This window comes from Methylomonas sp. PHL2-19, from assembly GCF_059331595.1.
In genome coordinates, this window is the sequence record NZ_CP196839.1 from 833631 (window position 1) to 857231 (window position 23601).

The 23601-nt window shown below is 53.1% G+C and carries 24 protein-coding genes and 1 riboswitch; of the genes, 13 read left to right on the forward strand and 11 right to left on the reverse strand.

Annotated elements, in window-relative coordinates:
* Position 1: 1 nt before the first annotated feature.
* Together ACR02O_RS03880 and ACR02O_RS03885 are read right to left on the reverse strand one after the other, a co-directional pair.
* On the reverse strand, positions 2-577 hold the full coding sequence (locus ACR02O_RS03880) for a hypothetical protein (RefSeq protein ID WP_458138880.1): 576 nt from the start codon (positions 575-577) through the stop codon (positions 2-4).
* Between the two features lie 19 nt (positions 578-596).
* Positions 597-2420, reverse strand: coding sequence for a TonB-dependent receptor domain-containing protein (locus tag ACR02O_RS03885; protein WP_494522843.1), 1824 nt, complete (start codon positions 2418-2420; stop codon positions 597-599).
* A 119-nt stretch (positions 2421-2539) separates the two neighbouring features.
* Positions 2540-2757, reverse strand: a riboswitch (cobalamin riboswitch).
* A 139-nt stretch (positions 2758-2896) separates the two neighbouring features.
* On the opposite strand from ACR02O_RS03885, the gene fliW reads away from it, so the two are divergent.
* Complete coding sequence (gene fliW / locus ACR02O_RS03890) at positions 2897-3355, forward strand: flagellar assembly protein FliW (RefSeq protein ID WP_033156828.1); 459 nt, start codon at positions 2897-2899, stop codon at positions 3353-3355.
* Between the two features lie 48 nt (positions 3356-3403).
* Here fliW and panD read toward each other — a convergent pair whose 3' ends face one another.
* The 5 genes from panD to pcnB form a co-directional block, all read right to left on the reverse strand.
* On the reverse strand, positions 3404-3784 hold the full coding sequence (gene panD / locus ACR02O_RS03895) for an aspartate 1-decarboxylase (protein WP_033156827.1): 381 nt from the start codon (positions 3782-3784) through the stop codon (positions 3404-3406).
* 97 nt (positions 3785-3881) lie between these two features.
* Entirely contained in the window at positions 3882-4733 is an 852-nt protein-coding gene (panC, locus tag ACR02O_RS03900; RefSeq protein ID WP_494522844.1) for a pantoate--beta-alanine ligase, read from the reverse strand.
* A 4-nt stretch (positions 4734-4737) separates the two neighbouring features.
* Entirely contained in the window at positions 4738-5547 is an 810-nt protein-coding gene (panB, locus tag ACR02O_RS03905) for a 3-methyl-2-oxobutanoate hydroxymethyltransferase (protein ID WP_494522845.1), read from the reverse strand.
* Positions 5544-6047 (reverse strand): 2-amino-4-hydroxy-6-hydroxymethyldihydropteridine diphosphokinase, encoded by a 504-nt coding sequence (gene folK, locus ACR02O_RS03910; protein WP_494522846.1) that lies wholly within the window; start codon positions 6045-6047, stop codon positions 5544-5546. The genes panB and folK overlap by 4 nt, the downstream gene beginning before the upstream one ends.
* Positions 6034-7344 carry a polynucleotide adenylyltransferase PcnB gene (pcnB, locus tag ACR02O_RS03915; RefSeq protein WP_494522847.1) on the reverse strand — a complete coding sequence of 437 codons (1311 nt, stop codon included), beginning with the start codon at positions 7342-7344 and terminating at the stop codon, positions 6034-6036. The genes folK and pcnB overlap by 14 nt, the downstream gene beginning before the upstream one ends.
* Positions 7345-7671: 327 nt before the next feature.
* On the opposite strand from pcnB, the gene ACR02O_RS03920 reads away from it, so the two are divergent.
* From ACR02O_RS03920 to ACR02O_RS03930, 3 genes are read left to right on the forward strand one after another with little or no spacing between them, the layout of a single operon-like run.
* Positions 7672-7851, forward strand: coding sequence for a hypothetical protein (locus tag ACR02O_RS03920; RefSeq protein WP_020483849.1), 180 nt, complete (start codon positions 7672-7674; stop codon positions 7849-7851).
* Positions 7852-8316 carry an RDD family protein gene (locus ACR02O_RS03925; protein ID WP_494522848.1) on the forward strand — a complete coding sequence of 155 codons (465 nt, stop codon included), beginning with the start codon at positions 7852-7854 and terminating at the stop codon, positions 8314-8316.
* 59 nt (positions 8317-8375) lie between these two features.
* Positions 8376-8762: a hypothetical protein gene (locus ACR02O_RS03930; RefSeq protein WP_033156821.1), complete on the forward strand. Its 387-nt coding sequence runs from the start codon at positions 8376-8378 to the stop codon at positions 8760-8762.
* Between the two features lie 68 nt (positions 8763-8830).
* Here the strand turns inward: ACR02O_RS03930 and lptG are convergent, their stop codons facing one another.
* Together lptG and lptF are read right to left on the reverse strand one after the other, a co-directional pair.
* The gene (gene lptG, locus ACR02O_RS03935; protein WP_033156996.1) at positions 8831-9898 is read right to left on the reverse strand and encodes an LPS export ABC transporter permease LptG; all 1068 of its coding nucleotides are present in this window, start codon (positions 9896-9898) and stop codon (positions 8831-8833) included.
* A complete protein-coding gene (gene lptF, locus ACR02O_RS03940) occupies positions 9898-11031 on the reverse strand; it encodes an LPS export ABC transporter permease LptF (protein ID WP_033156820.1) in 1134 nt (377 codons plus the stop codon). Before lptF ends, lptG begins: the two co-directional genes overlap by 1 nt.
* 91 nt (positions 11032-11122) lie before the next feature.
* Here lptF and ACR02O_RS03945 point away from each other — a divergent pair, with 91 nt between their 5' ends.
* The 6 genes from ACR02O_RS03945 to ACR02O_RS03970 all read left to right on the forward strand — a co-directional run bounded on the left by ACR02O_RS03945 (position 11123) and on the right by ACR02O_RS03970 (position 16540).
* Positions 11123-12607: a leucyl aminopeptidase gene (locus ACR02O_RS03945; protein WP_033156819.1), complete on the forward strand. Its 1485-nt coding sequence runs from the start codon at positions 11123-11125 to the stop codon at positions 12605-12607.
* Positions 12608-12683: 76 nt separating this feature from the next.
* On the forward strand, positions 12684-13139 hold the full coding sequence (locus ACR02O_RS03950) for a DNA polymerase III subunit chi (protein ID WP_033156818.1): 456 nt from the start codon (positions 12684-12686) through the stop codon (positions 13137-13139).
* A 118-nt stretch (positions 13140-13257) separates the two neighbouring features.
* A complete protein-coding gene (locus tag ACR02O_RS03955) occupies positions 13258-14394 on the forward strand; it encodes an efflux RND transporter periplasmic adaptor subunit (protein WP_033156817.1) in 1137 nt (378 codons plus the stop codon).
* Positions 14391-15062, forward strand: coding sequence for an ABC transporter ATP-binding protein (locus tag ACR02O_RS03960; RefSeq protein WP_033156816.1), 672 nt, complete (start codon positions 14391-14393; stop codon positions 15060-15062). Before ACR02O_RS03955 ends, ACR02O_RS03960 begins: the two co-directional genes overlap by 4 nt.
* A gap of 113 nt (positions 15063-15175) precedes the next feature.
* Positions 15176-15604: a hypothetical protein gene (locus ACR02O_RS03965; RefSeq protein ID WP_415879339.1), complete on the forward strand. Its 429-nt coding sequence runs from the start codon at positions 15176-15178 to the stop codon at positions 15602-15604.
* 36 nt (positions 15605-15640) lie between these two features.
* On the forward strand, positions 15641-16540 hold the full coding sequence (locus ACR02O_RS03970) for a hypothetical protein (RefSeq protein WP_033156814.1): 900 nt from the start codon (positions 15641-15643) through the stop codon (positions 16538-16540).
* Positions 16541-16642: 102 nt separating this feature from the next.
* Here the strand turns inward: ACR02O_RS03970 and ACR02O_RS03975 are convergent, their stop codons facing one another.
* Both ACR02O_RS03975 and ACR02O_RS03980 read right to left on the reverse strand, forming a co-directional pair.
* Positions 16643-17557 (reverse strand): DMT family transporter, encoded by a 915-nt coding sequence (locus tag ACR02O_RS03975; RefSeq protein ID WP_225892931.1) that lies wholly within the window; start codon positions 17555-17557, stop codon positions 16643-16645.
* Positions 17558-17708: 151 nt separating this feature from the next.
* Positions 17709-18674, reverse strand: a complete 966-nt coding sequence (locus ACR02O_RS03980) for a helix-turn-helix domain-containing protein (RefSeq protein ID WP_494522849.1) — start codon at positions 18672-18674, stop codon at positions 17709-17711.
* A gap of 299 nt (positions 18675-18973) precedes the next feature.
* Here ACR02O_RS03980 and ACR02O_RS03985 point away from each other — a divergent pair, with 299 nt between their 5' ends.
* The 3 genes from ACR02O_RS03985 (at position 18974) to ACR02O_RS03995 (ending at position 23600) form a co-directional block, all read left to right on the forward strand.
* Positions 18974-20965: a TonB-dependent receptor gene (locus tag ACR02O_RS03985; RefSeq protein WP_494522850.1), complete on the forward strand. Its 1992-nt coding sequence runs from the start codon at positions 18974-18976 to the stop codon at positions 20963-20965.
* Positions 20966-21029: 64 nt separating this feature from the next.
* The gene (locus ACR02O_RS03990) at positions 21030-22244 is read left to right on the forward strand and encodes an amidohydrolase family protein (RefSeq protein ID WP_205452671.1); all 1215 of its coding nucleotides are present in this window, start codon (positions 21030-21032) and stop codon (positions 22242-22244) included.
* Between the two features lie 150 nt (positions 22245-22394).
* Positions 22395-23600 carry an ABC transporter permease gene (locus ACR02O_RS03995; protein ID WP_458138892.1) on the forward strand — a complete coding sequence of 402 codons (1206 nt, stop codon included), beginning with the start codon at positions 22395-22397 and terminating at the stop codon, positions 23598-23600.
* Position 23601: the final 1 nt, after the last annotated feature.

A 23601-nucleotide genomic window follows, 5' to 3' on the forward strand; every position in this document is an offset into this window, starting at 1 on the left:
GTTAGAGGGCTTCGCGAGTGGTTTTGGCGGCCAGTAAGGATTTTACGACAGTTACCAAGCCAAAAATGACCACACCATAGATCAAGGTGGATGTCATATAAGGCGGATAATACATCGCAACGCGCTCAATATATTGCGCGAATGAGCCGTTGGGATAGCGTCCGGATAGCCAGTAAAAACTGCCGTTGGAAAACAGAAACGCGATGGATGTAGCTGCTACTAGAGCCATCAGGCGTTGCGCGGCGTTGGCTATCGACAACCCAGTGAATTGTCGGCACCATTTGCCACCCAACCACATCGCGCCGTAAGAGCCGACCAGAAATACGTAGGCTTTGGACACGCAAAAATCGCTGACACCAAGTTTAGTGATCGCCAAGTAATCAATCAGCACCGCTTCCGCCAGCAATAAGGCGAACAAATAGCGTCCGCCTAGCCACAAGCCGGCGAAAAAAAACACCGCCAATGAAGCGTCCGGCAATGCGAACGGGGTGCCGAAATGGTGAAAACGGGTGGCCGCCATCAACGCCATCAACGCGACCGCGCCGGGTTTAACAGCCAAGGTTTGATTCAAACTCATAGGGTTCTCCAAAAAAGGTTTAGTAATTGTAATGGATCGAAAAATAGAAATTTCTGCCGAAGCTGTTATAGGTGTTAACCGTTTGATAGCGTTTGTCGAACATATTATTCAGTTTGGCGCTTAACATCCAATTTTTGTCGATGCGATAAGCGGTACGCAGATCGGCGGTCATAAAGCTGCCCAGACGGACCCGGTTCGCGGCGTCGTCGAATCGTTCGCCCTGAGCCAGCACGGAGGCACCAATATCAATATCACCGAACGAGCGCGAGACATCATAGGACATGCTTTCCGTCACTCGACGCGGCAGGCGCAAATTGGTCTGCCTGTCCTTCGGTGTCATCAGGTTCATGCTTAGTTTGTTGTTCCAGCCGAGAATTTGCGTGGACACTTCGGCTTCTATGCCATCTATCTGCGCCTTGCCGATATTTCTGGCGGTGGACGGCGTGCCGCTAAATACAATCAAATCCTCGATATTGGTGTGATAAGCGCGCAGTTCCCAGTTGGCCCAATCGTGATGGCCGGCAAAACCGGCTTCGAAGCTGGTGGACTTTTCCGGACGCAAGCCGGGGTTGCCGAAGCCTGGGAAGTATAACTGGTTAAAGGTCGGCGCCTTAAATGCATTGCCGAAACTGGCAAAAGCGCTGAGACCGTAATCCCAATTAAACCGCCAGCCGAAATTGCCGGTGACACTATCGCCGAAAGCCTGGTTTTCGTCCCACCGCAAGGAAGCGTTCAAAAAATGCTTGTCGAAAATTCGGCTGTGCAAATCAGCGAACACTCCGACATCGTAACGCGAGGTTTCGACATAGCGTGTGGTGCTGTCGACTTCGTCGAAGCGGTAATCGGCACCCACTGTCAATTGGTGATCCTTATGCAAGGCCAGTTCGTTCAGCCAACTGGCGTTCCAGCGTGTGGTGTTGAAACGGCTGGTAAACCGACCGTTATGCCGAAACTGATCGGCATCGTCCATGCTTTGTCCCACCCGCAAAGTGGATTTCCACCTATCGCTGAAATTTGCGCTGGCTGTGGCTCCCAGCGTCTGATTGACAAACTCAGTGGTGCTACTGATGGAATTGTCGATCTCGGTTTCGCCTTCGGCTCGCAGGAAAAATGCTTCCAGTTCCGCGCTGTTGTCGAAGCGGTAACCGGCTTTGGCATTCAGGCTGGTGTTGTTATAGCCGTCGCGGTCCGGATTATAGCCGCTCGCGACGCTGACACCGCTCAGCGCATTGATGCCCTGGCTACCGAGTTGAGCGGCGCTCAAGCTATACCAAGCCTTGCCCCATTTACCGTTGACGGCCGCCGAGCCGTTATAGGTGTCGTATGAGCCGCCGCCAGCTTCCAGCGCAATGTTCGGCCGTTCACTGGTGCCGCCCTTGCGAGTAAATATCTGAATCACCCCGCCGATCGCTTCCGAGCCATACAGGCTGGACTGCGGGCCTCGAGTGATTTCCACACGTTCGATTTGATCGATAGGAATAAACTGAAATGCGCTGGTGCCGGTGGTCACCGAGCCGGCCTTGATGCCGTCGATTAAAACCAGTACATGATCGGAGTTAGTGCCGCGCAAATAGACATTGGTATCCTTACCGTAACCGCCGCTTTGCACCATGTCCACACCCGGCGTGCCTTTTAGTAACTCAGGAAGGGTTCTAACCTGAAGTTTCTCGATGTCCTGGCGAGTATAAACCGTCATCGCCGTGGCTAATTCGTTCTGTCTAGTCTCGGTTCGGGTAGCCGTCACGATTGTTTCGGCAAGGTTGATAGCCTCATCGCCGGTTGCCGCCCACACTGTAAAAGGCGTACTCGCCAGCAATAAAGATCTGTATAGAATTGTTTGCATATTATCCTCTGCGCCCGCCGCGCATCCGGGTGAAAAAGGACAGAGGAAAAACGGAAAACGAAAAAGACGGAGGCAGGCTAGGCATGGACTCAGACCATTCCGTCAACAGCCCTCCGCTGTCTCGAATGATCTTCCGGGCCAGTCTCCGGGCTTATAAGTGGCTTGACGCCTGATCTGCGACCTTCCCATGCAAAGCGCACAGTGGCAAAAACGCAGCTCTTTACTTATCTACCGTTGCGGGGGCAGCGCCGGCATGAGCGGATAAAACCGCCGCACCGACTTCCTGTTTAAGCTTGGCCGAGAAAGCGGCGCAAACACCTGAAAGAAGCGCGCAATTTTAGGGAGTCGGGCATGATAAAGCAAGAGTGTCCGAGCGGGTCGCCCACAATCGGCATTGCAAATACCCCTTTCCGTGCTATACATTGGTGCATTGATTAATGCTGTTAACTTAGACTTCAACGAATACGGGCGGGATCATGGAAATTCAATCGAAATTGTTAGGCAACCAAGACATCAATCCGGACACTATCATCAATTTTCCGCGCGGCCTACCCGGTTTTGAAGATCAGACCCGCTTTAAATTATTTCATCAGGAAGGCAGCGAGATTGTCTATTGGCTGCAATCGGTCGATAACGCGGAGCTGACTTTTTCCGCGGCTCATCCGTCGCACTTCAACATCAATTATAATTTTACGGTAACCGACCCCGAAGAAGCGCTGCTGCAACTAGAGCCGGGCGACGAACTGGTGATATTAATTCTGCTGCACAAAGACAACGAGCAGGATAATGGCAAGCCGACCATTAAAGGCTCGATCAAATCGCCAATCTTAATCAACGCCAACAAACGCATCGGCATGCAAAAAGTATTGGTGGCAATCGAACAAAGCATCACCCTGACCGAGAAGGTCAGTGAGATAGATGTATCTGAAGCTTAAAAAATGCAAACATCCACCGGCGATTGCGTTCGCCGGCGGATGTTTAAATCAGGCGGCCTGAACAGGAATGGAATGACTGGAATGGCTAATACGATTGTTGCCGTCGAAATACACCAAAGTCGGCTTGTAGTTCGTCAGTTCCTTCTCATCTAAGCTGGCGAACGCACAAACGATAATCAAATCGCCAGGGCACGCCAACCTTGCAGCTGCACCGTTAATCGAAAATACGCCGGAATCTTCTTCGGCGCGAATCGCATAGGTGGTAAAGCGTTGACCATTGTTAATATTGTAAATATGGATTTGCTCGTACTCCCTGATGCCGGAAAAATCCAGAATTTTACCGTCTATAGCACACGATCCTTCGTAATCCAGCTCGGAATGCGTTACCCGCGCACGGTGTAACTTAGCTTTAAGCATGTTTATGTTCATGGTAAACAAGGTCGAATACTAGGGCCGGCGATTATGCCTGAAATTGACTCTGCTATCAAATTTAAGCATTAGCTTTCAAAGGTAAAAACCAATGCAGTCAGTTGTTTATTTTAGAAAAATACAGGTTATCGATCAGGCGTGTAGTGCCCAGCTTGGCAGCAGCCAAAATCAGCAGATTAGCGTCGCTGGTGCTGGCGGGCAATAAATCCTTGCTACGGCAAATGCTGAAATAGTCAACTGCAAAACCGGCTTGCTGCAGATTTTGGCGCTGCCGTTCCGCCACAGCTGGATAATCGACATGCCCTGCTAAAATCTCGTCGCGTGCAGCGATCAAGGCTTGATAGAGCTTGGGCGCGTGCTGTCTTTGTTGGTCGGTCAGATAGCTGTTGCGGGAACTCATCGCCAAGCCATCGTCCTCCCTAACCGTTGCCACGCCCTGGACTGCAACGGGTATATTCAAATCGGCGACCATTTGCCGAATCAGCGTCAGTTGTTGAAAATCCTTCTCGCCCAACAACAACAGGTCGGGCTGGACCATGTTCAACAGCTTGCAAACAACCAAGGCTACGCCGTCAAAATGTCCGGGTCGGCTGGCACCGCAATGCAGTGCCGACAAGCCGCTGACTGAAATGCCGGTTTGCGTGGCTTGCGGATACATTTCCGTCACCGACGGCAAGAACAGTAAATCGGCGTCGCTGGCTATCAGCTTTTCCTGATCCTGCTGCTCGGTGCGCGGGTAACTGGCAAAATCTTCGTTCGGCCCAAACTGCGTGGGATTGACAAAAATACTGACCACCACTTTATCGGCCTGTTGCTTGGCCGTGCTAACCAGTTTGATATGCCCGGCATGTAGATTGCCCATGGTCGGCACGAAACCGACGCTATGGCCGGCTTGCCGCCATTGGCGGATGACTTCTCTCAAGGCGGCGACGCTGGTGACTATCTGCATACGCTTAATAACTGTGTTCGGACGCTGGAAATTGCGCGGATTTAACCGCTTGATGATAGTGGCGCACCGCCTCTTCTATGCTGGAGGCGTCGGCCATAAAGTCTTTAGAGAAGCGCGGCCGCTTGCCGGTGCTGATATTCAACATATCGTACAGCACCAACACCTGGCCATCGCAATCAACACCAGCGCCGATGCCTATGGTCGGAATACTTAGGCGCTGACTTATTTCGGCGGCCAGTTGCGCCGGCACGCATTCCAGCACTAAAAGGCTTGCGCCGGCTTGCTCGATTTTTTCCGCATCCGCCAAAATTTGTTTGGCTTGCTGTTCTTCACGCCCCTGCACTTTATAACCGCCTAAGCGATTTACGGATTGCGGTAACAGACCTAGATGGCCGCAGACCGGAATGCCTTGATCCACCAGAAAGCGAATGACGTCGAGCTTGGCGCCTTCCAGCTTGACCATTTGCGCGCCACCCAACTGCATCAAGCTTGCTGCATTCAGCAATGCCTGCTTCGGTGTAGCGTAACTGGCAAACGGCAAGTCGGTAACCACAAAAGCGCGCTTCCTGGCCATTGCCACGCTACGGCTGTGATACACCATATCGTTCAGTGTGACCGGCAAGGTGCTGCCGTGTCCTTGAATCACCATGCCCAACGAATCGCCGATCAGCAGTACGTCGATACCCGCTCTGTCCAACAGCGCGCCGAAGCTGGCATCGTAAGCAGTCAGGCAACTGATTTTCTCGCCGGCTCGTTTCATTGCCTCCAGATCACTGATCGTCAGCGCCTTTAAGGCATCGGCATATAAGTTCATACTGTTATTTTCCGCAAGCCGTCGGGCGGACAAGCCGCCAAGAGTTGCGACAATGAATCCAGGCCCGGAATCTGCAAATCGCTGCTTGCCACATCAGCCAAGGGGTACAGCACAAAGGCGCGCTTGGACAACTCCGGATGCGGCACAATCAGGTCCGGTTCGTTAATGCGCTGTTGTGCGTAAAGCAATACATCCAAATCCAGGGTTCTGGCTCCCCAACGTACACTGCGCAGCCGGCCATGCTGGTTTTCGATTTGCTGTAATTGTCTGAGCAAAACCAAAGGTTCCAGCTCGGTCGAAATTCGCAGCACCGCATTCACGTAATCGGGCTGATCTTGCGGCCCAACCGGCAAGCTGCGGTACAAGGGCGAGAAGGCAATTTCGACCACACCCGGCAAGGCCGCGATTTCTTGTCTGGCCCGATTGACATGATCGACAGAGTCTTCGAGATTGCTGCCCAAGCCTATATAGGCCTCGACAGCTGCCTTAGCTAGCGTCATTGCCGACGGGGGCGGGTTTGCCTCGAGAACGGTAACGGCCGGTTTTACGGTTACGGGTTTTACCGCCACCGGATTTTGGCGGCGCGGTCATTCTTTCCCGCTCCGCATCGTCGGCTTCCTGAAAACGTGTCCACCATTCGACCAGTTCCAGATCGGCGCCGCCGGTTTCCGCGCGTAGCCGCAAAAAGTCGTACGCCGCTCTGAATTTAGGCTGCTCCAGCAAACGATAAGGCCTTGGCCCAACCGTTCTGGAGAATTTGTTTTGCAAGAACCACACTTCGCGCATCGACTGCGTGATGTGGCGCGGTAGCGCCGTGACCTTGATTTGTCTGGTCAGCACTTCGTTGGCGGCGTTCTGATAGGCCAGTGTTTCGTTTTCGCCGTGGGCGATGCGTCTTTGCGCGGCTAATTGCAGCGGCTCCCACAACAGGGCGGCTAATAAAAAATAAGGTGTCAGCGTTTTGCCGTCGTTGAAGCGGGTGTCGGAGTTTTCCAAGGCCCGGATCAAGAACAAGCGCGGAAAATCGTGGTCTTCGCTGGCGAGGCAGCGGTCGGTTTCCGGAAACAAAATCGCAAACAAACCGTAATGTCTGAGCATCTCGAAGGATTGCAGACCGTAACCGGACAAAAACAATTTAATGACTTCATCGTAAAGACGCGCCGAGGGGATGCTCTTCAATAAATCGGCTTGGGCGTAAATCGGCTTTTCGGTATCCGGATGCAACGTAAAACCCAGCTTCACGGCAAAACGGATGGCGCGCAGCATCCGCACCGGGTCTTCTCTATAGCGTACTTCCGGGTCGCCGATGAGACGCATGACCGCCGCCGCGTGATCCTGCATGCCGCCGGTATAATCCACCACGGAAAAATCGCGGATGTTGTAATAAAGAGCGTTGACGGTGAAATCTCGGCGCCAGACATCCTGTTCCAGTGTGCCGAACACGTTATCGCGCAATAATCGGCCGTCTTCATGCACGACTTGCTGGTCGGATTCTTCCGTTTCCGAGCCGCGAAACGTCGCCACCTCGATAATTTCGCGGCCGAAAAAAACATGCGCCAGTCGAAAGCGCCGGCCAATAATTCGGCAATTACGAAATACTTGCTTGATTTGCTCCGGGCTGGCGTTAGTGGCCACGTCGAAATCCTTAGGCTCCCGCCCCAGCAGCAAATCCCTGACGCAGCCGCCCACCAAATAGGCCTCGTAATCGGCCTTTTTCAAGCGTTGCAGCACTTTCAGGGCGTTTTCGCTGATTTGTGCACGAGAAATGCAATGCTCTGAACGCGGATAAATCTTCACGGCACTCGACCCCGCCGATTCATTAACCGGTTCGGCAATTTGCTCAACCGGTGAAAAGATTTTTTTGAAGAAACTAAAAATGACTTTATCCCTTAATTTAGAATGACGTGTGCCAGCTTTTTCGAGGCTTCGGGCGCGAACGTCCTAGCGGTCTTATCATAACACCTCGCCAGATTTAAGCTCAATCCAGCACATTCTTTTACATTCCCTTGGGTTAAATGTAGAATTTCGCAATTCGCCGAATATTTTGGTGTAATAACATAAAAATTGGCTGTACTTGTCGCCCTTAGGCCGGTGACGGGGAATTTATATCGGAGAGTGGAGCGTATGTTTAAAAAAATTTTACTGGGTTTTGTAGACCAGCCTGTATTTACTAGTCTATTCGTCGCCGATTTCGCATTATTGGTTTTTCATAGACCGCCCTTTCTGTTTTCCATCGTCATGATCGGCGCGCTGGTGGGCATGAGCATGTACATGGGGCAAAAACTGGCGATTTTCGACAAATAATTGCGACAATCCGCTAAAGCAAGCACCCCAAAACCCGGCGTGGATTTACCCTCCCCTCCGGGTTTTTTGCGTCGGCTGGCCGCTGCTGGTTACGATGCTTTCTTACTGCTGGCGATATGGTTTTTCGCCACGGCCGTTGCTTTGCCTTTTAACGCCGGCCAGGCATTTGCCAGCGATCAGTTTTTTTATCCACTTTATCTGCTCGGCATCAGCTTTGTTTTCTACGGTTGGTTTTGGACCCACGGCGGCCAGACCCTGGGTTTGCGCGCCTGGAAAGTTAAAGTCAGCGCCTTGGATGGTCGCTCTCCCAATTGGCAGCAAGCCAGCGTCCGCTTCCTTGGCGGTTTATTATCCTGGGCTTGCTTGGGGCTAGGGTTTTTCTGGTGTCTATTCGATAGAAACGGCCAATGCTGGCACGATTACCTGTCAAAAACCCGGCTGGTTTTTCAGGAAGAAAAGCGCTGACGGCAAAAGCGGATATGCTATATTCCAGGCTCGATCAACCTACCAGCCGGGAATATACGATGAAAACAATAACAATACTTTTCTCCCTGTTTGCCGCCGTTGCCGCCGGCACCGCCAATGCCGAAGTCAAACTGGCGGATAACTCCAAATTACTGGGTAAATGGCAGGTCACTCACGAAGCCCTGGCTCTCGACCGCGAAAAGAAGCCCTTGCACGTCACTTGGGAATTTCAAAAAGACGGTACCTTGATAACCACCGGTGAAGATGCGCGTAGCGGCATCGGGGAAATGACCATCCCAATCAAATATAGCGTGGCCGACGGCGTGATAAAAAAGCAAGTCACACCTGGCCGGGAAAAATACGAAGATTGCGCGGTGGTGGAAATGGACGAAAAAGATGCGATTTTGAAATGTAAGTTTCTTTATTTGTTCATGACGCGCAAATAACTGCCGTGATAACGCTCCACGGAACGGAAGCAAGGGGTTTCCGGTCCGTGGAGAGACAACTATGCCGCCTAGCTGACCCGCTTAACCGCGATCAGCGCGCCTAAAAACACCAAAGCACTCGGCAACATCGCCATCAACATCGGATTCATGTCGTAAACCAAACCGACATGGCCGGCAATCTTGTCGAAAATGTTAAACGTCATCCCGATCACGATACCCATCATAATCCGCGCGCCGGTGCTGGTGCCGCGACCGATACCAATCACAAATGGCGCCGACACCATCAACATCACAAAGGTTACAAACGGGTTGATTAAACGGCTCCAGAATGCCAACTCGTAACTTTGCGACTTTTGATTGTTCTGCTTCAGGAAGTCGATGTACATGAACAAATCGTAAAGCGACAGGTTGTCGGATTTAACGACGGCCACTTTCAACAAATCCGAGTCGATGCTGGATTTCCAGCTTTGTTCTGCTTGAGTGCCGGCATAAATTTGCTGCCGATTGATTTCGGATTGTTTGACGCTTTCCAAGCGCCATTGTTTGTCGCCTAAAAACTGCGCATGTTCGGCCTGAGTGATGCGGGCGAGTTTATGTGCATCGTCGACATCGTAAATGCGTACATCGGCCAGCGAGCCATCGTCGAGAATTTTGCGGACGTTGATAAAGCTATTGCCTTCTCTCAGCCACATCCCGTATTGCGAGCGCATCACCACGCCGTCGTGCAGCGCCGTGGTTTTCAGCACTTGCGCGGCGCGTTCGCAAGACGGCGCGACGAACTCGCCCACCAGTACGGCAACGCTTACCAACAGCAAGCCTGCCAGCATAATGGTTCTGATAATCCAGGCGATGGATAAACCGGCGCCGCGCATCGCTACAATCTCGCGGTTATTCGCCATCGAGCCCACGACGAACAAGCTACCCAGCAACGCCGCCGACGGTACCAATTCGTAAAATACCCGTGGTGAGGTTAAGGTCAAAAACCATAAAATCTGTTTCAAGCCGTAACCGCCTTGCCCCAAATCTTTTAACTCGTCGCTGAAGCTGAACAGATTGAACAGCGTCAATAACAATATCACCGCAATTAAGGAGCCCTTGACGACTTCTTTGACGATGTAAATGGTCAATACGTTGATCATGACAGCTTCTCCTTAAGACTTTGCGACAACCATTGCCAGCCGTACAAACGCATCAACATTAACAAACCCAAGACCAGTAACAAGGCGTCCACCCAGAAATAGCCCAGCCAGGAGGGCAGCGCCCCGCTGATTACCCAACTGTGATTGACCCTCTGCAAATTGCCGTAAACGAAATAAATCCCAAAAGCCACCAGCATACTGCCGTATATGCCGCCGCGCGGCGACAGCTTAGCTAAGGGCACTGCCAGAAAAGCCAATAAAATAACCCCTAACGGCGTGCTGAAACGATCCTGTAACTCGGCGACATCGCGCAGTTCCGGAGACAGCCATAAATTCTCGGTAGTAGTAGCCTCGCGGCCCAAATTCAAAATGGTGACCTTTTTTTCGATCAGCACGGCATATTCTTTAAATGTCTCAATGGTGAAGTTCTTGTTACCCGGTACGCCTTGAATCCGTTCGCCATTTTCCAACACCAGATACAAGCCGCCGGGCAAATTTTTCAACCAACCGTATTCGGCGTTTACCACGCCGGCTTTGTCGCCTTGTTTGTTTTGCACGAACACCTTGTGCATGCGGCCTTCGTCATCGACGTTTTCGGTGTAAAAAATCAACTCGCCGTCGCTGTACTCGCTGAAGCGGCCGGCAGCGATGCCGCGAATATCGGCATTTTGTTTATCCTGATGCATCAACTGCTCGGTTTTGGCCTCCGCCCACGGCGAAGCCAGCATCGATAGCGCCATACCCGCCAGACTTAACGGTATGACCAGCATGAATATCGCCCGATAAATGGTAAACACGCTGCCGCCGGCCGAGGAAATTGCCGCCATCTCCTGCTCGCGGTACATGCGGCCCAATACCATCAATACCGCCATGAACAGCGCGGCGGGCAGGAAGGTGGTCGTGGCGACGACGATTTTCAAACCCAGTAAGGTCATCACCGTATCGTTGGCGATATTGCCTTCGATGGCCTGCGCCAATACCTTGATAAATTTGCGGCTGACGATGATCACCACCAACACGACCAACACGGCGGTGACGGTGTGAAACAGCTCCTTGATTATCATTTTATCCAGCACCGTCAACAGCCGGAAAGGCCGGCCCGCGCTGGGTAATCCTCGCTCAATGCTCAACAACTCACTCCTAATTTCTAAGGTATAATCGAACCACAGACCGCTGCATCCGGCGCAACCCCTCAATCCCAGATACTTACAGACTACTCTCATGGACTATTCTATAGAAAGCTCACCCTTAGACAAACTGCAAAGCGACTGTCTGCTGGTCGGAATCTACGAAAATCAACAACTCAGCCCGGCGGCAACCCAACTGGACAGCCAATTCGGCGGTTTGTTGAGCAAATTAATCGGCCGCGGCGACATCAGGGGCAAAAACGCCGAAACCTTATTGATCAATAACCTGCCCGACGGCAATATCGCTCGCATCGTATTGCTCGGGTTTGGCGAGCGCGGCAAGGTCACGCGCAAGCAATACCGTAAAGCCTTGGCGGCTGCGATCAAAATCATCAAGGACAGTAAAGTCAGCGCCGCCAGCTGCGCACTGCTAGATATAGACGTCAACGGTGCGGACAGCCAATGGAAAGCCCGCCAAGTTGTAGAAGTATTCAACGATGGTCTGTACCAATACAGCGCCACCAAAAAAGTCGACGACAAAAATCCGCTGCAAAAGCTGGCTGTAGTGGCCGACGATAGTCAACAAGCTTTGGCCGAATCGGGCCTGCAACAAGGCATCGCCATCGCCAGAGGCATGGAATTGGCCAAACACTTGGCCGACCTGCCCGGCAATATCTGCACGCCCACGCATCTGGCCGAGCAAGCCCTGGCTCTGGCCGGCGAGCACGACAAACTCACCTGCGAGATTTTGGAAGAAAGCGACATGGAAGCCCTGGGCATGGGCTCCTTTCTGTCGGTATCGCGCGGCAGCCGTCAGCCTGCTAAATTGATTTGTCTGGATTACCAAGGCGGCGACAGCAACGCCAAACCCATTGTCTTGATCGGTAAGGGTCTAACTTTCGATGCCGGCGGCATTTCCTTGAAACCCGGCCTGGGCATGGACGAAATGAAATACGACATGTGCGGTGGCGCCAGCGTGTTAGGTCTGGTGCGCATGGCGACATTGTTGAATCTGAAACTGAACATCGTCGGCTTGATTCCGGCCTCGGAAAATCTGCCGGATGGCGCGGCCAACAAACCCGGCGACATCTGGACCAGCATGTCCGGCAAAACCATCGAAATCCTGAACACCGACGCTGAAGGCCGCTTGATTTTGTGCGACACGCTCACCTACGCAAAGAAATATAACCCGGATGTGGTCATTGATATGGCGACCTTGACCGGCGCCTGTATCGTCGCCTTGGGCCGGGTACCGAGCGGCTTGTTCGGCAACGACGACAAACTCTGCAACGATTTGCTGAGCGCCGGCGATGCCGCCTGCGACTTGGTGTGGCGCATGCCGATCTGGGAAGAATATCAGGAGCAACTAAAATCCAACTTCGCCGATCTGGCCAACATCGGCGGCCCGGACGGCGGCAGCATCACGGCAGCGGTATTTTTATCCAAATTTGCCGAAGAATACCGCTGGGCGCATATCGACATCGCCGGCACCGCTTGGCGCACCGGCGCCAACAAAGGCGCAACCGGCCGGCCGGTCCCGCTGGTAAGCCAGTATTTGCTAAACCGCGCCTCGGCTTAAGGCCGAGCGTAACAGAGGCTTTCGCGGTGATCCGGTGTCGCGAAAGCCCCTGCACTTTCCGCAGGCTTAAAACGACATGACCGACCCCAGTCATTCGCCATCCCTCCCCGAAGTCAGCTTCTACGTGCTGGCGACCCATGACCAGCAACAACGCCAGGATTTCGCCTGCAAGCTGATCGAGAAAATCTACCGTAGCGGCCATTTTCCCTATGTGCTGACCGACTCGGCGGAGCAAGCCGAGCAAATCGATAAAGCCTTGTGGACCTTCCGGGCCGGCAGTTTTATTCCGCACCAAACCTATCGCGGAGAAATCCCGGCATTTACCGGCACCATCCTAATTGGTGGCGAAAACATTCCTGAGGGCTGGCAGAAAATTGTCGTCAACCTATCCAGTTTGTACCCGCCGACCACCGCCCCGACCGAGCGTATCCTGGAAATATTGGACAACAGCGAAGCGTGCAAACAGGCCGGCCGCCAGCGTTACCGGCATTACCAGCAAGCCCTACTGGCGATTACTACCCACAAAATGTAGGGTGGTCACGTGGCGAACTAGAAAATGCAACGAGGACTTCGCCCCGGTTATCGCCAACCAAAGCAAAGCTCAGAAAAGTGGAATCCCAATTTGTACAACGCATCCGCCCTCTCGCGCCATGAAAAGTAAAACGCTGATTGTTGCCGCCTTGCTTATAGCTGTCACCGCACTATTTCTCTATAGCCGCCGCCCGCAGCCGGTGGCAGTGGAGGCTTACACTGTGGTGGAAGGCGAGGTGCGGGCGACGGTAGCGAATACCCGGGTGGGTACGGTCAAAGCGTGTCGGCGGGCCTATCTGGCGCCGGCAACCGGCGGGCAAGTGGCGCAGCTGCGGGTTAAGGAGGGCGACAAAGTCAAGCAGGGTCAGGTGTTATTGGAGGTTTGGAACCAGGACTTAAAAGCTCAGGTTGAACTGCAAAAAGCCCAGATCAATGCCAGCCGAGCCAGCGCAGAACAAGCTTGCCAATTGGCCGGTGGCGCGGAGCGGGAAGCGGCCAGGATGACGCAATTGCAAAAACACAAAAACGTGGTGTCTGTGGAGCAAGTCGATAAATCAGTGACGGGCGGCAAGTCGCAGCGCGCGGCATGCCGGGCCGCGCTGCAAGCCATTGAGGTGGCAGAGGCGCAATTGGGCGTGGCGGAAGCGGCGGTGCTGCGTACCTTGGTGAAAGCGCCGTTTGACGGCACGGTGGCGGAAGTGAATGCCGAGTTGGGCGAATTTGTTACACCGTCGCCGCCGGGGATTCCAACCTTGCCGCCCATTGACTTGCTGGATGTCAGCTGTTTGACCGTTTCCGCGCCTATCGATGAAGTGGACGCAGCCAGCATCAAGACCGGCATGAGTGCTTGTGTGTCGCTGGATGCGTTTCCGGATAAGCGTTGTTCCGGCATTGTCACCCGCGTCGCGCCCTACGTGTTGGAAAAGGAAAAACAGGCGCGCACGGTGGAAGTGGAAGTGACCTTGCGCGATCCCAAAGATCTCGCGGAGCTGTTGCCGGGTTACAGCGCCGACATTGAAGTGTTGCTCAGTCAAAAAGAGCGCACGCTGCGTTTGCCGGCCGAGGCGATTCTGGAGAATCATCGCGTATTGTTGATAGACGCAGACCATGTGTTGCATGAACAGAGCTTCCAGCCCGGTTTATCCAACTGGAGTTTTACGGAAGTACTGTCCGGGCTGAAAGCGGGCGATCAAGTAGTGACGTCGGTTGGCAAGGAAGGCGTGGCGGCCGGCGTAACGGTCAGTGTCAAGCCATGATTCAGCTCAGTGGCATTCGCCGGGTATTTCAGGTCGGCGAGCAGACAGTACAGGCCTTGAACGGCATAGACCTGTCTATCGGGCCCGGCGAATATGTGTCGGTGATGGGGCCGTCAGGATCGGGCAAATCGACGCTGTTAAACATTGTCGCGCTGCTTGATCAGCCCTCGGCCGGCCAATACTTATTAAACGGCACCGATGTCACCCGGCAAAGCGATGACGAGCTGGCGCGGATTCGACGCGACAATATCGGCTTTGTGTTTCAATTTTTTCATTTGATCCCCAGGCTCACCGCAGCGGAAAACATCGAAATGCCGATGATTCTGGCCGGGGTTGATAGTAAGCAGCGCAAGCAGCGGGTGTTACAGGCGCTAGCGTCCGTGAGTTTACTGGATCGTGCCGAGCATAAGCCCAATCAATTGTCCGGCGGCCAGTTGCAGCGCATTGCCATTGCCAGGGCGATGATCATGCAACCCGGTATTTTGCTGGCCGACGAGCCGACCGGCAATCTGGACAGCAAGTCTGGACAGGACATCATCGAGTTGTTGGAGAATTTAAATCAGCAAGGCGTGACTTTAATCATCATCACTCACGATCAAAATATCGGCGGCAGAGCCAAGCGGCAGTTGCGCATTGTGGACGGCCGTTTGGCGGACGGCGCGGTTTAGTTTTTCATTTAGAACGGTGCTAAAAAAGCTTGGCGGCGATAACTTTGTCGTTAGAGTTTTCCTGGTTGTGCGATACTGTCAACAGAGTTGACACGCCAGTAGGCTGAGGAGGGATGATGGAGCGATATAGATTAAGTTTTTGTAATGCCATCAAGCTGGATGAGGACTTGGCGGAGTTTATTGTCGATGAGGGAGTGGAACTCAACTTGGCGCTTGTCGACGAATATCATGCTTGGATCGTGGCGCATTTGCAGAGGCCCTATCTGCTGCTGGTGCACAAAGTAAACGCCTATCACTATGACTTTGCCTCGCAAACTGCTATGGGTACTTTGCTTGGTATTAAAGCGGCGGCATTTGTGGTGTATACCCATATTAGTCAGCTAACCACCCAAGTTATGTTGTCAATGCCGCGGGATGCCGATTGGGTTTATCGGATTTTTAATAATCGTGACGATGCGTTGATGTGGTTGGGAATGCAGCGGGAATCGAACGATCACGACGGAAAAACTTTAAAATCCACCTCTAAGTCATTAATTCGTTAGAATCTGTGTTTTCAGCCACAGATTGGGAAGTTTTTTGTGACTCAGCTCAAATATCGTTCTATTTTTACGCCAGCCAGCGACGTGCAACGGCAAGAAAATTTTGCTGATTATTGGCTGTTTACCCAACAACATGGCGGTGAGTTATTGGAAGCGGACCGGGATTTGGCTAAAAAGCGCGAGCGATTGGCTTATTTTCAAAATAATCCGGTGCGCTTGCACAAGCCCTTAGCGGACCCGGAAGCATTTTATCGTAATTATGTGAAGATGGTGGACGATCCAAAATCCTTGGACAGGCTGACCTTATTACTCTGCGGTATTTATAAATTCGCGCGCCACGAGTGGGTAGGTATCAAAGGCGCCTGGGATGTGGTGCCGGATATGGCTAATTCGCATAGCGTGGAAGACAAAATTTCCCGAGTGCATCTGGCCGAAGAGTTTTGCCATTGGCGTTTGTTTGATGAAATGCTGAAAACCTGCGGATTAGAGCGGGTGGTATGGGAACCGTTGACCCCGTTTAAGGAAATGATCTACGAACAATTTCCGAAGTTGCCGGGGGTATTGATGGATACGCCGGCCTTCGTCACCGAGTTAATGGGTGTCAGCTTCTATTGCCATTTGTATCCCTTATTCGACGAGTTATTGGCCGACGAGCCGGAAGTTAGAGATCGTCTGAAAGCCTTGCTGGACGAAATCACCATCGACGAAGTCGCGCACGTCGGACAACGCCGTAATTTCATCGGGTCGGTGGGCATTAAGATTGCCCGCTATCTGGTTAAGCCGTTTTACATACTGTTTTATCAGGACATTCCGGAAGTGGGCGAATTATTCGATGTCAAGCAAATGATCGCTCACGGCGAAGCGTTTGATTTTAATCAATTGCCGGACTACATGGTCGCCCGGAGTTGGGTTCCTTCTTATTGCAAGGTTGCCGCTTAAAATCTGGTCTCGAAAGCGACTGCCAATTCAGCAATGACATGCCGATGGTCAGGCGTTGCAAGCAACCCGGTATCTGAAGAACAGGCGTTTAGCCAGTTTGGCTTAACGCAGAAACGGCAACATCACCCCAAACACCAAAATCAGCGTAGTGCCGATCAGGGCCGTTTGGCCGGGAATTTGTTCGAATAGCAAGACGCTCCAGGCTAAGCTTAATACCGGGGCCAAATACCCTATGGAGCTCACCAAGGCTGCTGGCGCGGCTTGATAAGCCCGAGTCATATAATGTTGCGCGCCGCTGCCCGACACGCCTACCAGGAGCAATAAGCCCCAGCTTTCCGCCGAGCCCGGCAGGCGATAGCCAAACCGCGCAAAATAAATGCCGTGTAACGCCAAGCCCACCAGGCAAAAATAGAAAATTACCGTTTGCGGGGTATTGCTGCGCCCGGCACGCGCCACCATCAAATAGGCCAGCGCCGACAACAGGCCGGCCAGCAAGGCCATGGCTTGTCCGAATAAGTTGTGGCTATTTTCGAAATCAAATAGCAGCGATACCCCACTGAACGAGCCGATAATGGCCAGCCAAACCAATAGCGAGTTTTTTTGGCCCAAAACCAGTGGCCCTAACAACATGACGAACACACCGCTGCTGGCGGTCAAAAATGCGCTCTCGCCGGGGCCGATGCGGACGATGGCCGCAAACGACAGCATCAAGGCCGTGCTGCCGAACAAGCCGCGCAACCACAGCGAGGGGCGGGCGTCGCCGAACAGGCCGAGCAGTCGGCCGCCGATCAGCGCCGGAATTGTCAGGATCAAGAAATTGGCCAGGATGCGGATAAAGCTGATCATGCTGGGCGGCAAGCCGGTATCGAATAGGCCGATGGCGTATGCGCCGGCGTTCATCACCGAAAACAAGACACAAGCGACCAGCATATAACTCAGACCGAGGCGGCTGTTAGGCAGCGGCAAGATAGGCGTGGGAGTTTGGATGGTTTGCGGCTGATTAGTGTCGGCGGGCACTGGTGGCTTGGCTTAAGAGCGTCGGTAAGGGCGAATAGGTTGAGGATAGGGCCGTATCGGTTCGGCCTGACGGCTTGCGAGTCCAAAATGCACATCATTGCGCCGGCTACCGACGCACGGATTTGGTCAGCGTCGCAGGTATATTAACCTCTTAAGGTTTGGATGTGTGGTTTTTGGCGATACTGCGGGGGGATATGCCGAAATATTTGCTAAAAGCAGTGCTGAAATTGCTGGCGTGATTGTAGCCGACATAGGCGGCGGCAACATCGATTTGACAGCGGCTGGATTCTAATAACTGATAGGCGGTTTTCATGCGAATCTCTAATAATAAGCCATACGGCGTCGTATTAAAAAAGTGATGAAACAATTGTTTTAATTTAAATTGATTGGTGCCGGCGCGTCTGGATAATTCGGCAACCGATGGCGGGTTTTTATATTCATTTAACAGAATGTTATGCGCGGCTTGGGCAATGACTTGGTCTTTTTTTGAAAATACCGGCGATGTCTTCCGATTATCTTGCCATAGATGAGTCATTTCCGCGGCTAATATCGACAGGGCTTGGCCGTGCATAAATACATGTCTTGCCGGATTATTCGGGTCGCAATTTAATAGCTGTCGCGTGGCTATTAATGCCGTATTTGAAATGGGTTTATAACTTATTAAACTAATGCCGTTCTTATTAAAAAATCGCGTTGCGGTATTTTCGCCGAAGTATCGACTCAACCAAGATTTACTCATCGAGAACCGCACTTGGGCCATTGGATTATTGGCTTGATATTGGCGCTCGCCAATACTGGAGCTGAATGCGGTGATCGACGTATAGCCTTCATTAAAAGTAATTTCCTGGCCCTGCGCATCAACGAATCGCGATTGCCCTTGCATGCCCAAAGTCACCACCAGGCGAGGGTTATGCTGATCCATTCGGGTCAGAATGGCTAAATCCTGACTGGGCTGATAATGGGTTTCGATATAGTTCAAGTCTGGATCGAGCGGAAATAATGTCGAGTAGCCTTTGCCTATGTCATCCGGCAGATACTCAGTCAGGCAATTGCCTTGCTGGCGGGATTGCAATTCGTCGTTTTTGATGCGCCAGCGTCCCGCCGTTTTCTTCGTCATGGCAATCCCTGTGTTGGTGCTAATAAGCAATTTTTATTTAAACTATGTTATTTGGCTTAATTAATAGTTGCTAAATAGGCCGCTGAGTTTTTTTGGATGAGGTAGTCGAAAATTCGGATATTACCGGCTGCTACTTATAGCATAAAAAATATTACTTTTAGCATATGAAAGTAACTCAGGCGGTTGCGAGTGATTCGTTAAAATCAGCATTGTGATAAACGCTTTCCATATTCGAACATTCAGCGATAAATGTTCGGTGGATAGGGTTTTATTTTTGCCGAATGTTGACTGGAATGATCATGAAATACGCCGTGCTGCCCTTACTGAATTTACCCAAATCCTTGCTGGTTTTTTTTGCGCTACTGCAAGCCGGTACTGCCGTCCTGGCAGAGGAAAAGACTGACCAGCTCGATTCCACCGAGGTAGTCGCCAACCCTGTTATCGAAGAAAATCATGTGGACGAGTTCTCCGGCGTATCTGCGGTCGTCACTGAAGAACAAATCCGCGACCAAAATGCATTGGATCTGGCGTCGGTCCTGAAACGAACGCCGGGCGTGCAGATCTCGCGTTACAACCCCGTCGGTGCGTTCGGCGGTGACCAGGGCGGTGCGGTGGCGATTCGTGGCCAGGGTGCCGGCCGGCCTGGTAGCGAGATCAAGACCTATATCGACGATATTCCTATGTATATGGCTACCTGGAACCATCCTTTGCTGGATTTGTTGCCCGTCAACGGCATGCAATCGATTACGGTTTACAAGGGCCCGCAGCCGGCTATCAACGGCAACAATTTCGGTTCGATCAATCTGCAAACCAAGGCTGCGGCGGAGGACGGTTTGCACGGTAGCGGCCGATTGTCTGGCGGCTTTTTCGGCACGATTACCGAACAAGCGGATGTGCAAGGCAAGTACGGCGATTTCGATTTCTCACTGGCGCAAGGCTACGCCAAATCAGACGGCCACCGCCAAAACGGCTACGGCGAGTTACGCAATGTGATGGGAAAAGCCGGCTATCAGTTAAATCCGCAATGGCGCTCGGATGTGACTTTTCTTTACGCGGATAACCGAGCCGGCGATCCCGGACAAAACGGGGTAACGCCGCCTATCGGCGAGTACGATACGGTTGCGGGTATGGTCGCCGCCAGCCTCAGCCACGCGCACGGCGATTGGCAGGGCAAATTTACTCTCTACCATAACGGCGGCGACGGTAATTGGTTGAGTCAAAATACTTACTTCACCGGTTTTGCCGACAACCGTTCGAATCTGCTCAGCCAATACAGCATGGACGGTTTTCGCTGGAAGGAACAGCTTTCGCCCTGGCAGGGCGGCACCTTAACGGCTGGGATAGATAACGAGTGGCTGAACGGTAAAGTGACTAACCTGGGCAGCCAGACCGGCAACCAAGTCTATCAATTCGCTACCCCCACTTTTAGACTCACCAGTCCTTACCTGGCCTTGAGTCACGACCTGGTGCTGAGCAAAGAGTGGGTGATGGTCCCGTCTGTCGGAGTGCGTTTTTACGACCATAGCCACTACCAGTCCAAAGCCTCCCCGCATGCCGGTTTGTCATTTGTCTCCGACGATTTAACCGTGTTCGGTAACGTCTCAAACGGTGTCAACTATCCCGGTATTGACGCGGCGGCTAACTCGGGCGCCTTGTCGAACGTGCCGTTAAATCTATTTTCCGGCGGCTTTTTACCGAATTTTTCAGCCGACGGCTGGCAAAACTTGTCGCCGGAAAACGTCGATCATGCTGAAGTGGGTTTGAAAGCTTCGCCGTTCAAAAGTACGCAAATCGATCTGAGCTTTTTCATCGATAACGTCAAGAATCGCTACGTGTTCGACTTAACCCAGGGTGCTTATATCAATTACGGCTCGTACTGGATGCGTGGCTTGGAAGCGTCGGTAAAACAAGACTTGATCGCCGACTGGAGTCTATTTGCCGGATTGACGCTACTCAACCCCAGCATCCCGAATTTGCCCTACACCCCGGAACAAGCGGTGACCGCCGGCATCAACGGCCCCATCGGTCCGCTGCGCTTTTCTTTCGATCTGCAATACCAATCAAGAACTTGGGCGTTGAATCGCGCCCGGAATGTCGCCGAGGTGAATAACCAACGTGTCGAAGCCTTTACTGTGGCGAATACCCGGCTGGCCTATCCTATTGCCGAGTTAGGCAAAAAAGGCGAAGTGTTTGTCAGCGTGGAAAACTTGTTTGATAAACGCTATGTCTATCGCCCTGGTTATCAAATGCCGGGTATTTGGGGGCAAATCGGTATTGCCGCCAGCTTCTAGGCGATTTAATCCATATCCACTCGACAGCGCCGGTTTTCGCCGGCGCTGCTTTTTTGAAATAGCCATGAAATCTCAATCTAGTTTCAAGCACTGCTACCGATTACTCTTGGTTTTGCTGTTGACGTTGCCGGGCAGCGTCGCCTGCGCCCAAGACCAACATTTGCTCATCGCGGCAGCGCGGGTTTTCGATGGCTATACGCTCAGAAGCGATGCTGCGGTGCTGATAAGCGACGGGAAGGTCGCCAGGATAGACAGCCGGGAAGCGTTTAACGATAGCGATGCGCCCCGGCTTGAGCTAGGCGATGCCACACTGTTGCCCGGTTTCATCGAGTTACATGCCCATCTGAGCTACCAACACGTGCCGACTGATACCGTGCTGCGCCATGGCATCACCACAGTGCGTGATGTCGGCGGGCCGCTGCATCAGCCTTACGGCGGCGACGGCAGCTTAAGACTGATGACGTCCGGGCCGATTATCACCGCGCCGGCAGGCTATCCGATCCCTAACCTGGGCGAAACTGACATTGCCATGCCGGTAGCCGATGAGCAGCAGGCGCGGCAAGCGGTGCGTAAACTGGTGGCAGGCGGCGCGGTAGTGATTAAAGTGGCGCTGGAGCCCGGCGGCGAAGCGGGCGCGCCTTGGTCTGGCGGACACACGCACGCTCATTCCCAAGACCCACGCAGCAAAGCGCACGATAAACCACATAGCTGGCCGATGTTAGCGCCGGCGGTGTTGGCGGCCATTGTCGACGAAGCGCATCTAGTCGGCCGCCGGGTGGCGGCGCATCTTGCCGAGCCCAAAGGCGCACAATTGGCCCTGGATGCCGGTGTCGATGAATGGGCCCACGCGCCCTGCGACAGATTGCCGGACGCGCAATTGCAGCGGGCCGCGGCGCAACAGGTCAGAATCGTCGGCACCATCGATACTTTGTCGAAATGTCCGGGCCTGAGCAGCAATGTCAGGCGCTTGGCCGAGTTGGGCGCGGAGTTTTTATATGGCGCGGAAATCGCCCATCCCGACATTCCCTGGGGCATAGATGGGCAGGAATTACTGTACTTACAACATCTGGCTGGTATGGCGCCGTTGGATGTGATGCGGACCGCAACCTCCAAAGCGGGCCAATACCTGAATACGCCCTTGCTTGGCTCCTTATTACCCGGCGCGCCGGCCGATCTGATCGCGGTAAAAGGTGATCCGACGCAAAAGCTTAAGTTGTTGGAATACCCTGATTTGGTGATGTCCGGCGGCAAGCTGATAATCAATTACTTCGGAAATTGATCGGTCCCGGTTCTATAGTGGCTCTGCTCAGCCTCTGGAAAACCAAAGTTCAAGGCTCTAACCCCGAGGTCTATGGAGTGCGTGCGTTTTAGCTGGGTATTTGTTGGCGGTTCCGGCTAAACTGCCGGCTAAGCTTGTTACCCAATCGCCATGCTCAGTAAAGACTTACTTCTTCAGGCCGGCAAAGCCATCCAGACTCAACCCCTGCGCGCCGCACTGATTATTTTGGCGATGAGCATAGGTGTGGCTGCCGTGAACGTGTTGACTGCATTGGGCGACAGCGCTCGCAATTATGTGGTCCACGAATTCGAATCGTTGGGTACCCATCTGGTCATCGTCCTGCCCGGCCGCACCGAAACCACCGGCGGCCACCCGCCCCTGTTCGGCGAAACCCCGCGCGATTTGACGCTGGACGATGCCGCTGCCTTATTCCGCAGCAAGCACGTCGCGGCGATTGCCCCGGTCAGTATCGGCTCCGCGCCGGTATCGGTTGGCGGTCTGGAGCGGGAAACCAATATCATGGGCTCCACGCATGCCTTGCTGCGCGTGCGGCATCTCACCATGGCTCAAGGCCAGTTTCTGCCGGAGGCCGACGCCGATAAAGAAGTCTCGGTGTGTGTGATCGGCAAAAAAATCAGCGAGGAATTGTTTGCCCATCAACAAGCGGTAGGGCAATGGCTGCGCATCAATGATCGGCGGTTTCGAGTGATTGGCGTGTTAGCCAAGGAAGGTCAATCGATAGGCACCGGCTTTGATGAACTAGTCATCGTACCGGTGGCTTCCGCGCAAGCCTTGTTCGACAGCCATTCATTGTTTCGGATTTTAATTGAAGCCTACTCTGAAGCAGCCATGTATAAGGCCGTCGACGAGGTCCGCACTATCATCAAGCTGCGCCACGAAGGCGAGGACGATGTGACGGTGATTACCCAGGATAGCGTGGTGAATACCTTCGATAAAATCCTCACCGCGTTGACTTTTACCGTGGCCGGTATTGCCGCGGTCAGTCTGGCGGTGGCCGGGGTGTTGGTGATGAATGTGATGCTGGTCAGCGTCAGCCAACGCACTGCCGAAATTGGCTTGCTGAAAGCCTTGGGCGCCACGCAAAGCCAACTGCAACGCTGGTTTTTATGCGAAGCGGCCTTGTTGTCGCTGGCCGGCGCGCTGGTCGGCAGCGTACTCGGTCAGTTCGGTATTTTGATCTTGCAGTGGTTGTATCCGAATTTTCCGGTTGCTCTACCGATTTGGGCCAGAGTGTCGGCCTTGGCCGTCGCTTTAGTGACGGGGCTGGTTTTTGGGGTGTTGCCGGCTCGCAAGGCTGCGCGACTCGACCCGGTCGCGGCTTTGGCGAGGCGCTAAG

Excerpts from the sequence above, each read along its gene's own strand:
- ACR02O_RS03950 (WP_033156818.1), top strand. The coding sequence starts at position 12,684 with ATGACCGACCCCAGTCATTCGCCATCCCTCCCCGAAGTCAGCTTCTAC.
- ACR02O_RS03920 (WP_020483849.1), top strand. The coding sequence starts at position 7,672 with ATGTTTAAAAAAATTTTACTGGGTTTTGTAGACCAGCCTGTATTTACT.
- panB (WP_494522845.1), bottom strand. The coding sequence starts at position 5,547 with ATGAACTTATATGCCGATGCCTTAAAGGCGCTGACGATCAGTGATCTG.
- ACR02O_RS03960 (WP_033156816.1), top strand. The coding sequence starts at position 14,391 with ATGATTCAGCTCAGTGGCATTCGCCGGGTATTTCAGGTCGGCGAGCAG.
- folK (WP_494522846.1), bottom strand. The coding sequence starts at position 6,047 with ATGACGCTAGCTAAGGCAGCTGTCGAGGCCTATATAGGCTTGGGCAGC.
- ACR02O_RS03945 (WP_033156819.1), top strand. The coding sequence starts at position 11,123 with ATGGACTATTCTATAGAAAGCTCACCCTTAGACAAACTGCAAAGCGAC.
- ACR02O_RS03880 (WP_458138880.1), bottom strand. The coding sequence starts at position 577 with ATGAGTTTGAATCAAACCTTGGCTGTTAAACCCGGCGCGGTCGCGTTG.
- panD (WP_033156827.1), bottom strand. The coding sequence starts at position 3,784 with ATGAACATAAACATGCTTAAAGCTAAGTTACACCGTGCGCGGGTAACG.
- ACR02O_RS03995 (WP_458138892.1), top strand. The coding sequence starts at position 22,395 with ATGCTCAGTAAAGACTTACTTCTTCAGGCCGGCAAAGCCATCCAGACT.
- ACR02O_RS03980 (WP_494522849.1), bottom strand. The coding sequence starts at position 18,674 with ATGACGAAGAAAACGGCGGGACGCTGGCGCATCAAAAACGACGAATTG.
- ACR02O_RS03990 (WP_205452671.1), top strand. The coding sequence starts at position 21,030 with ATGAAATCTCAATCTAGTTTCAAGCACTGCTACCGATTACTCTTGGTT.
- ACR02O_RS03965 (WP_415879339.1), top strand. The coding sequence starts at position 15,176 with ATGATGGAGCGATATAGATTAAGTTTTTGTAATGCCATCAAGCTGGAT.
- ACR02O_RS03955 (WP_033156817.1), top strand. The coding sequence starts at position 13,258 with ATGAAAAGTAAAACGCTGATTGTTGCCGCCTTGCTTATAGCTGTCACC.
- fliW (WP_033156828.1), top strand. The coding sequence starts at position 2,897 with ATGGAAATTCAATCGAAATTGTTAGGCAACCAAGACATCAATCCGGAC.
- ACR02O_RS03930 (WP_033156821.1), top strand. The coding sequence starts at position 8,376 with ATGAAAACAATAACAATACTTTTCTCCCTGTTTGCCGCCGTTGCCGCC.
- ACR02O_RS03985 (WP_494522850.1), top strand. The coding sequence starts at position 18,974 with ATGAAATACGCCGTGCTGCCCTTACTGAATTTACCCAAATCCTTGCTG.
- ACR02O_RS03885 (WP_494522843.1), bottom strand. The coding sequence starts at position 2,420 with ATGCAAACAATTCTATACAGATCTTTATTGCTGGCGAGTACGCCTTTT.
- panC (WP_494522844.1), bottom strand. The coding sequence starts at position 4,733 with ATGCAGATAGTCACCAGCGTCGCCGCCTTGAGAGAAGTCATCCGCCAA.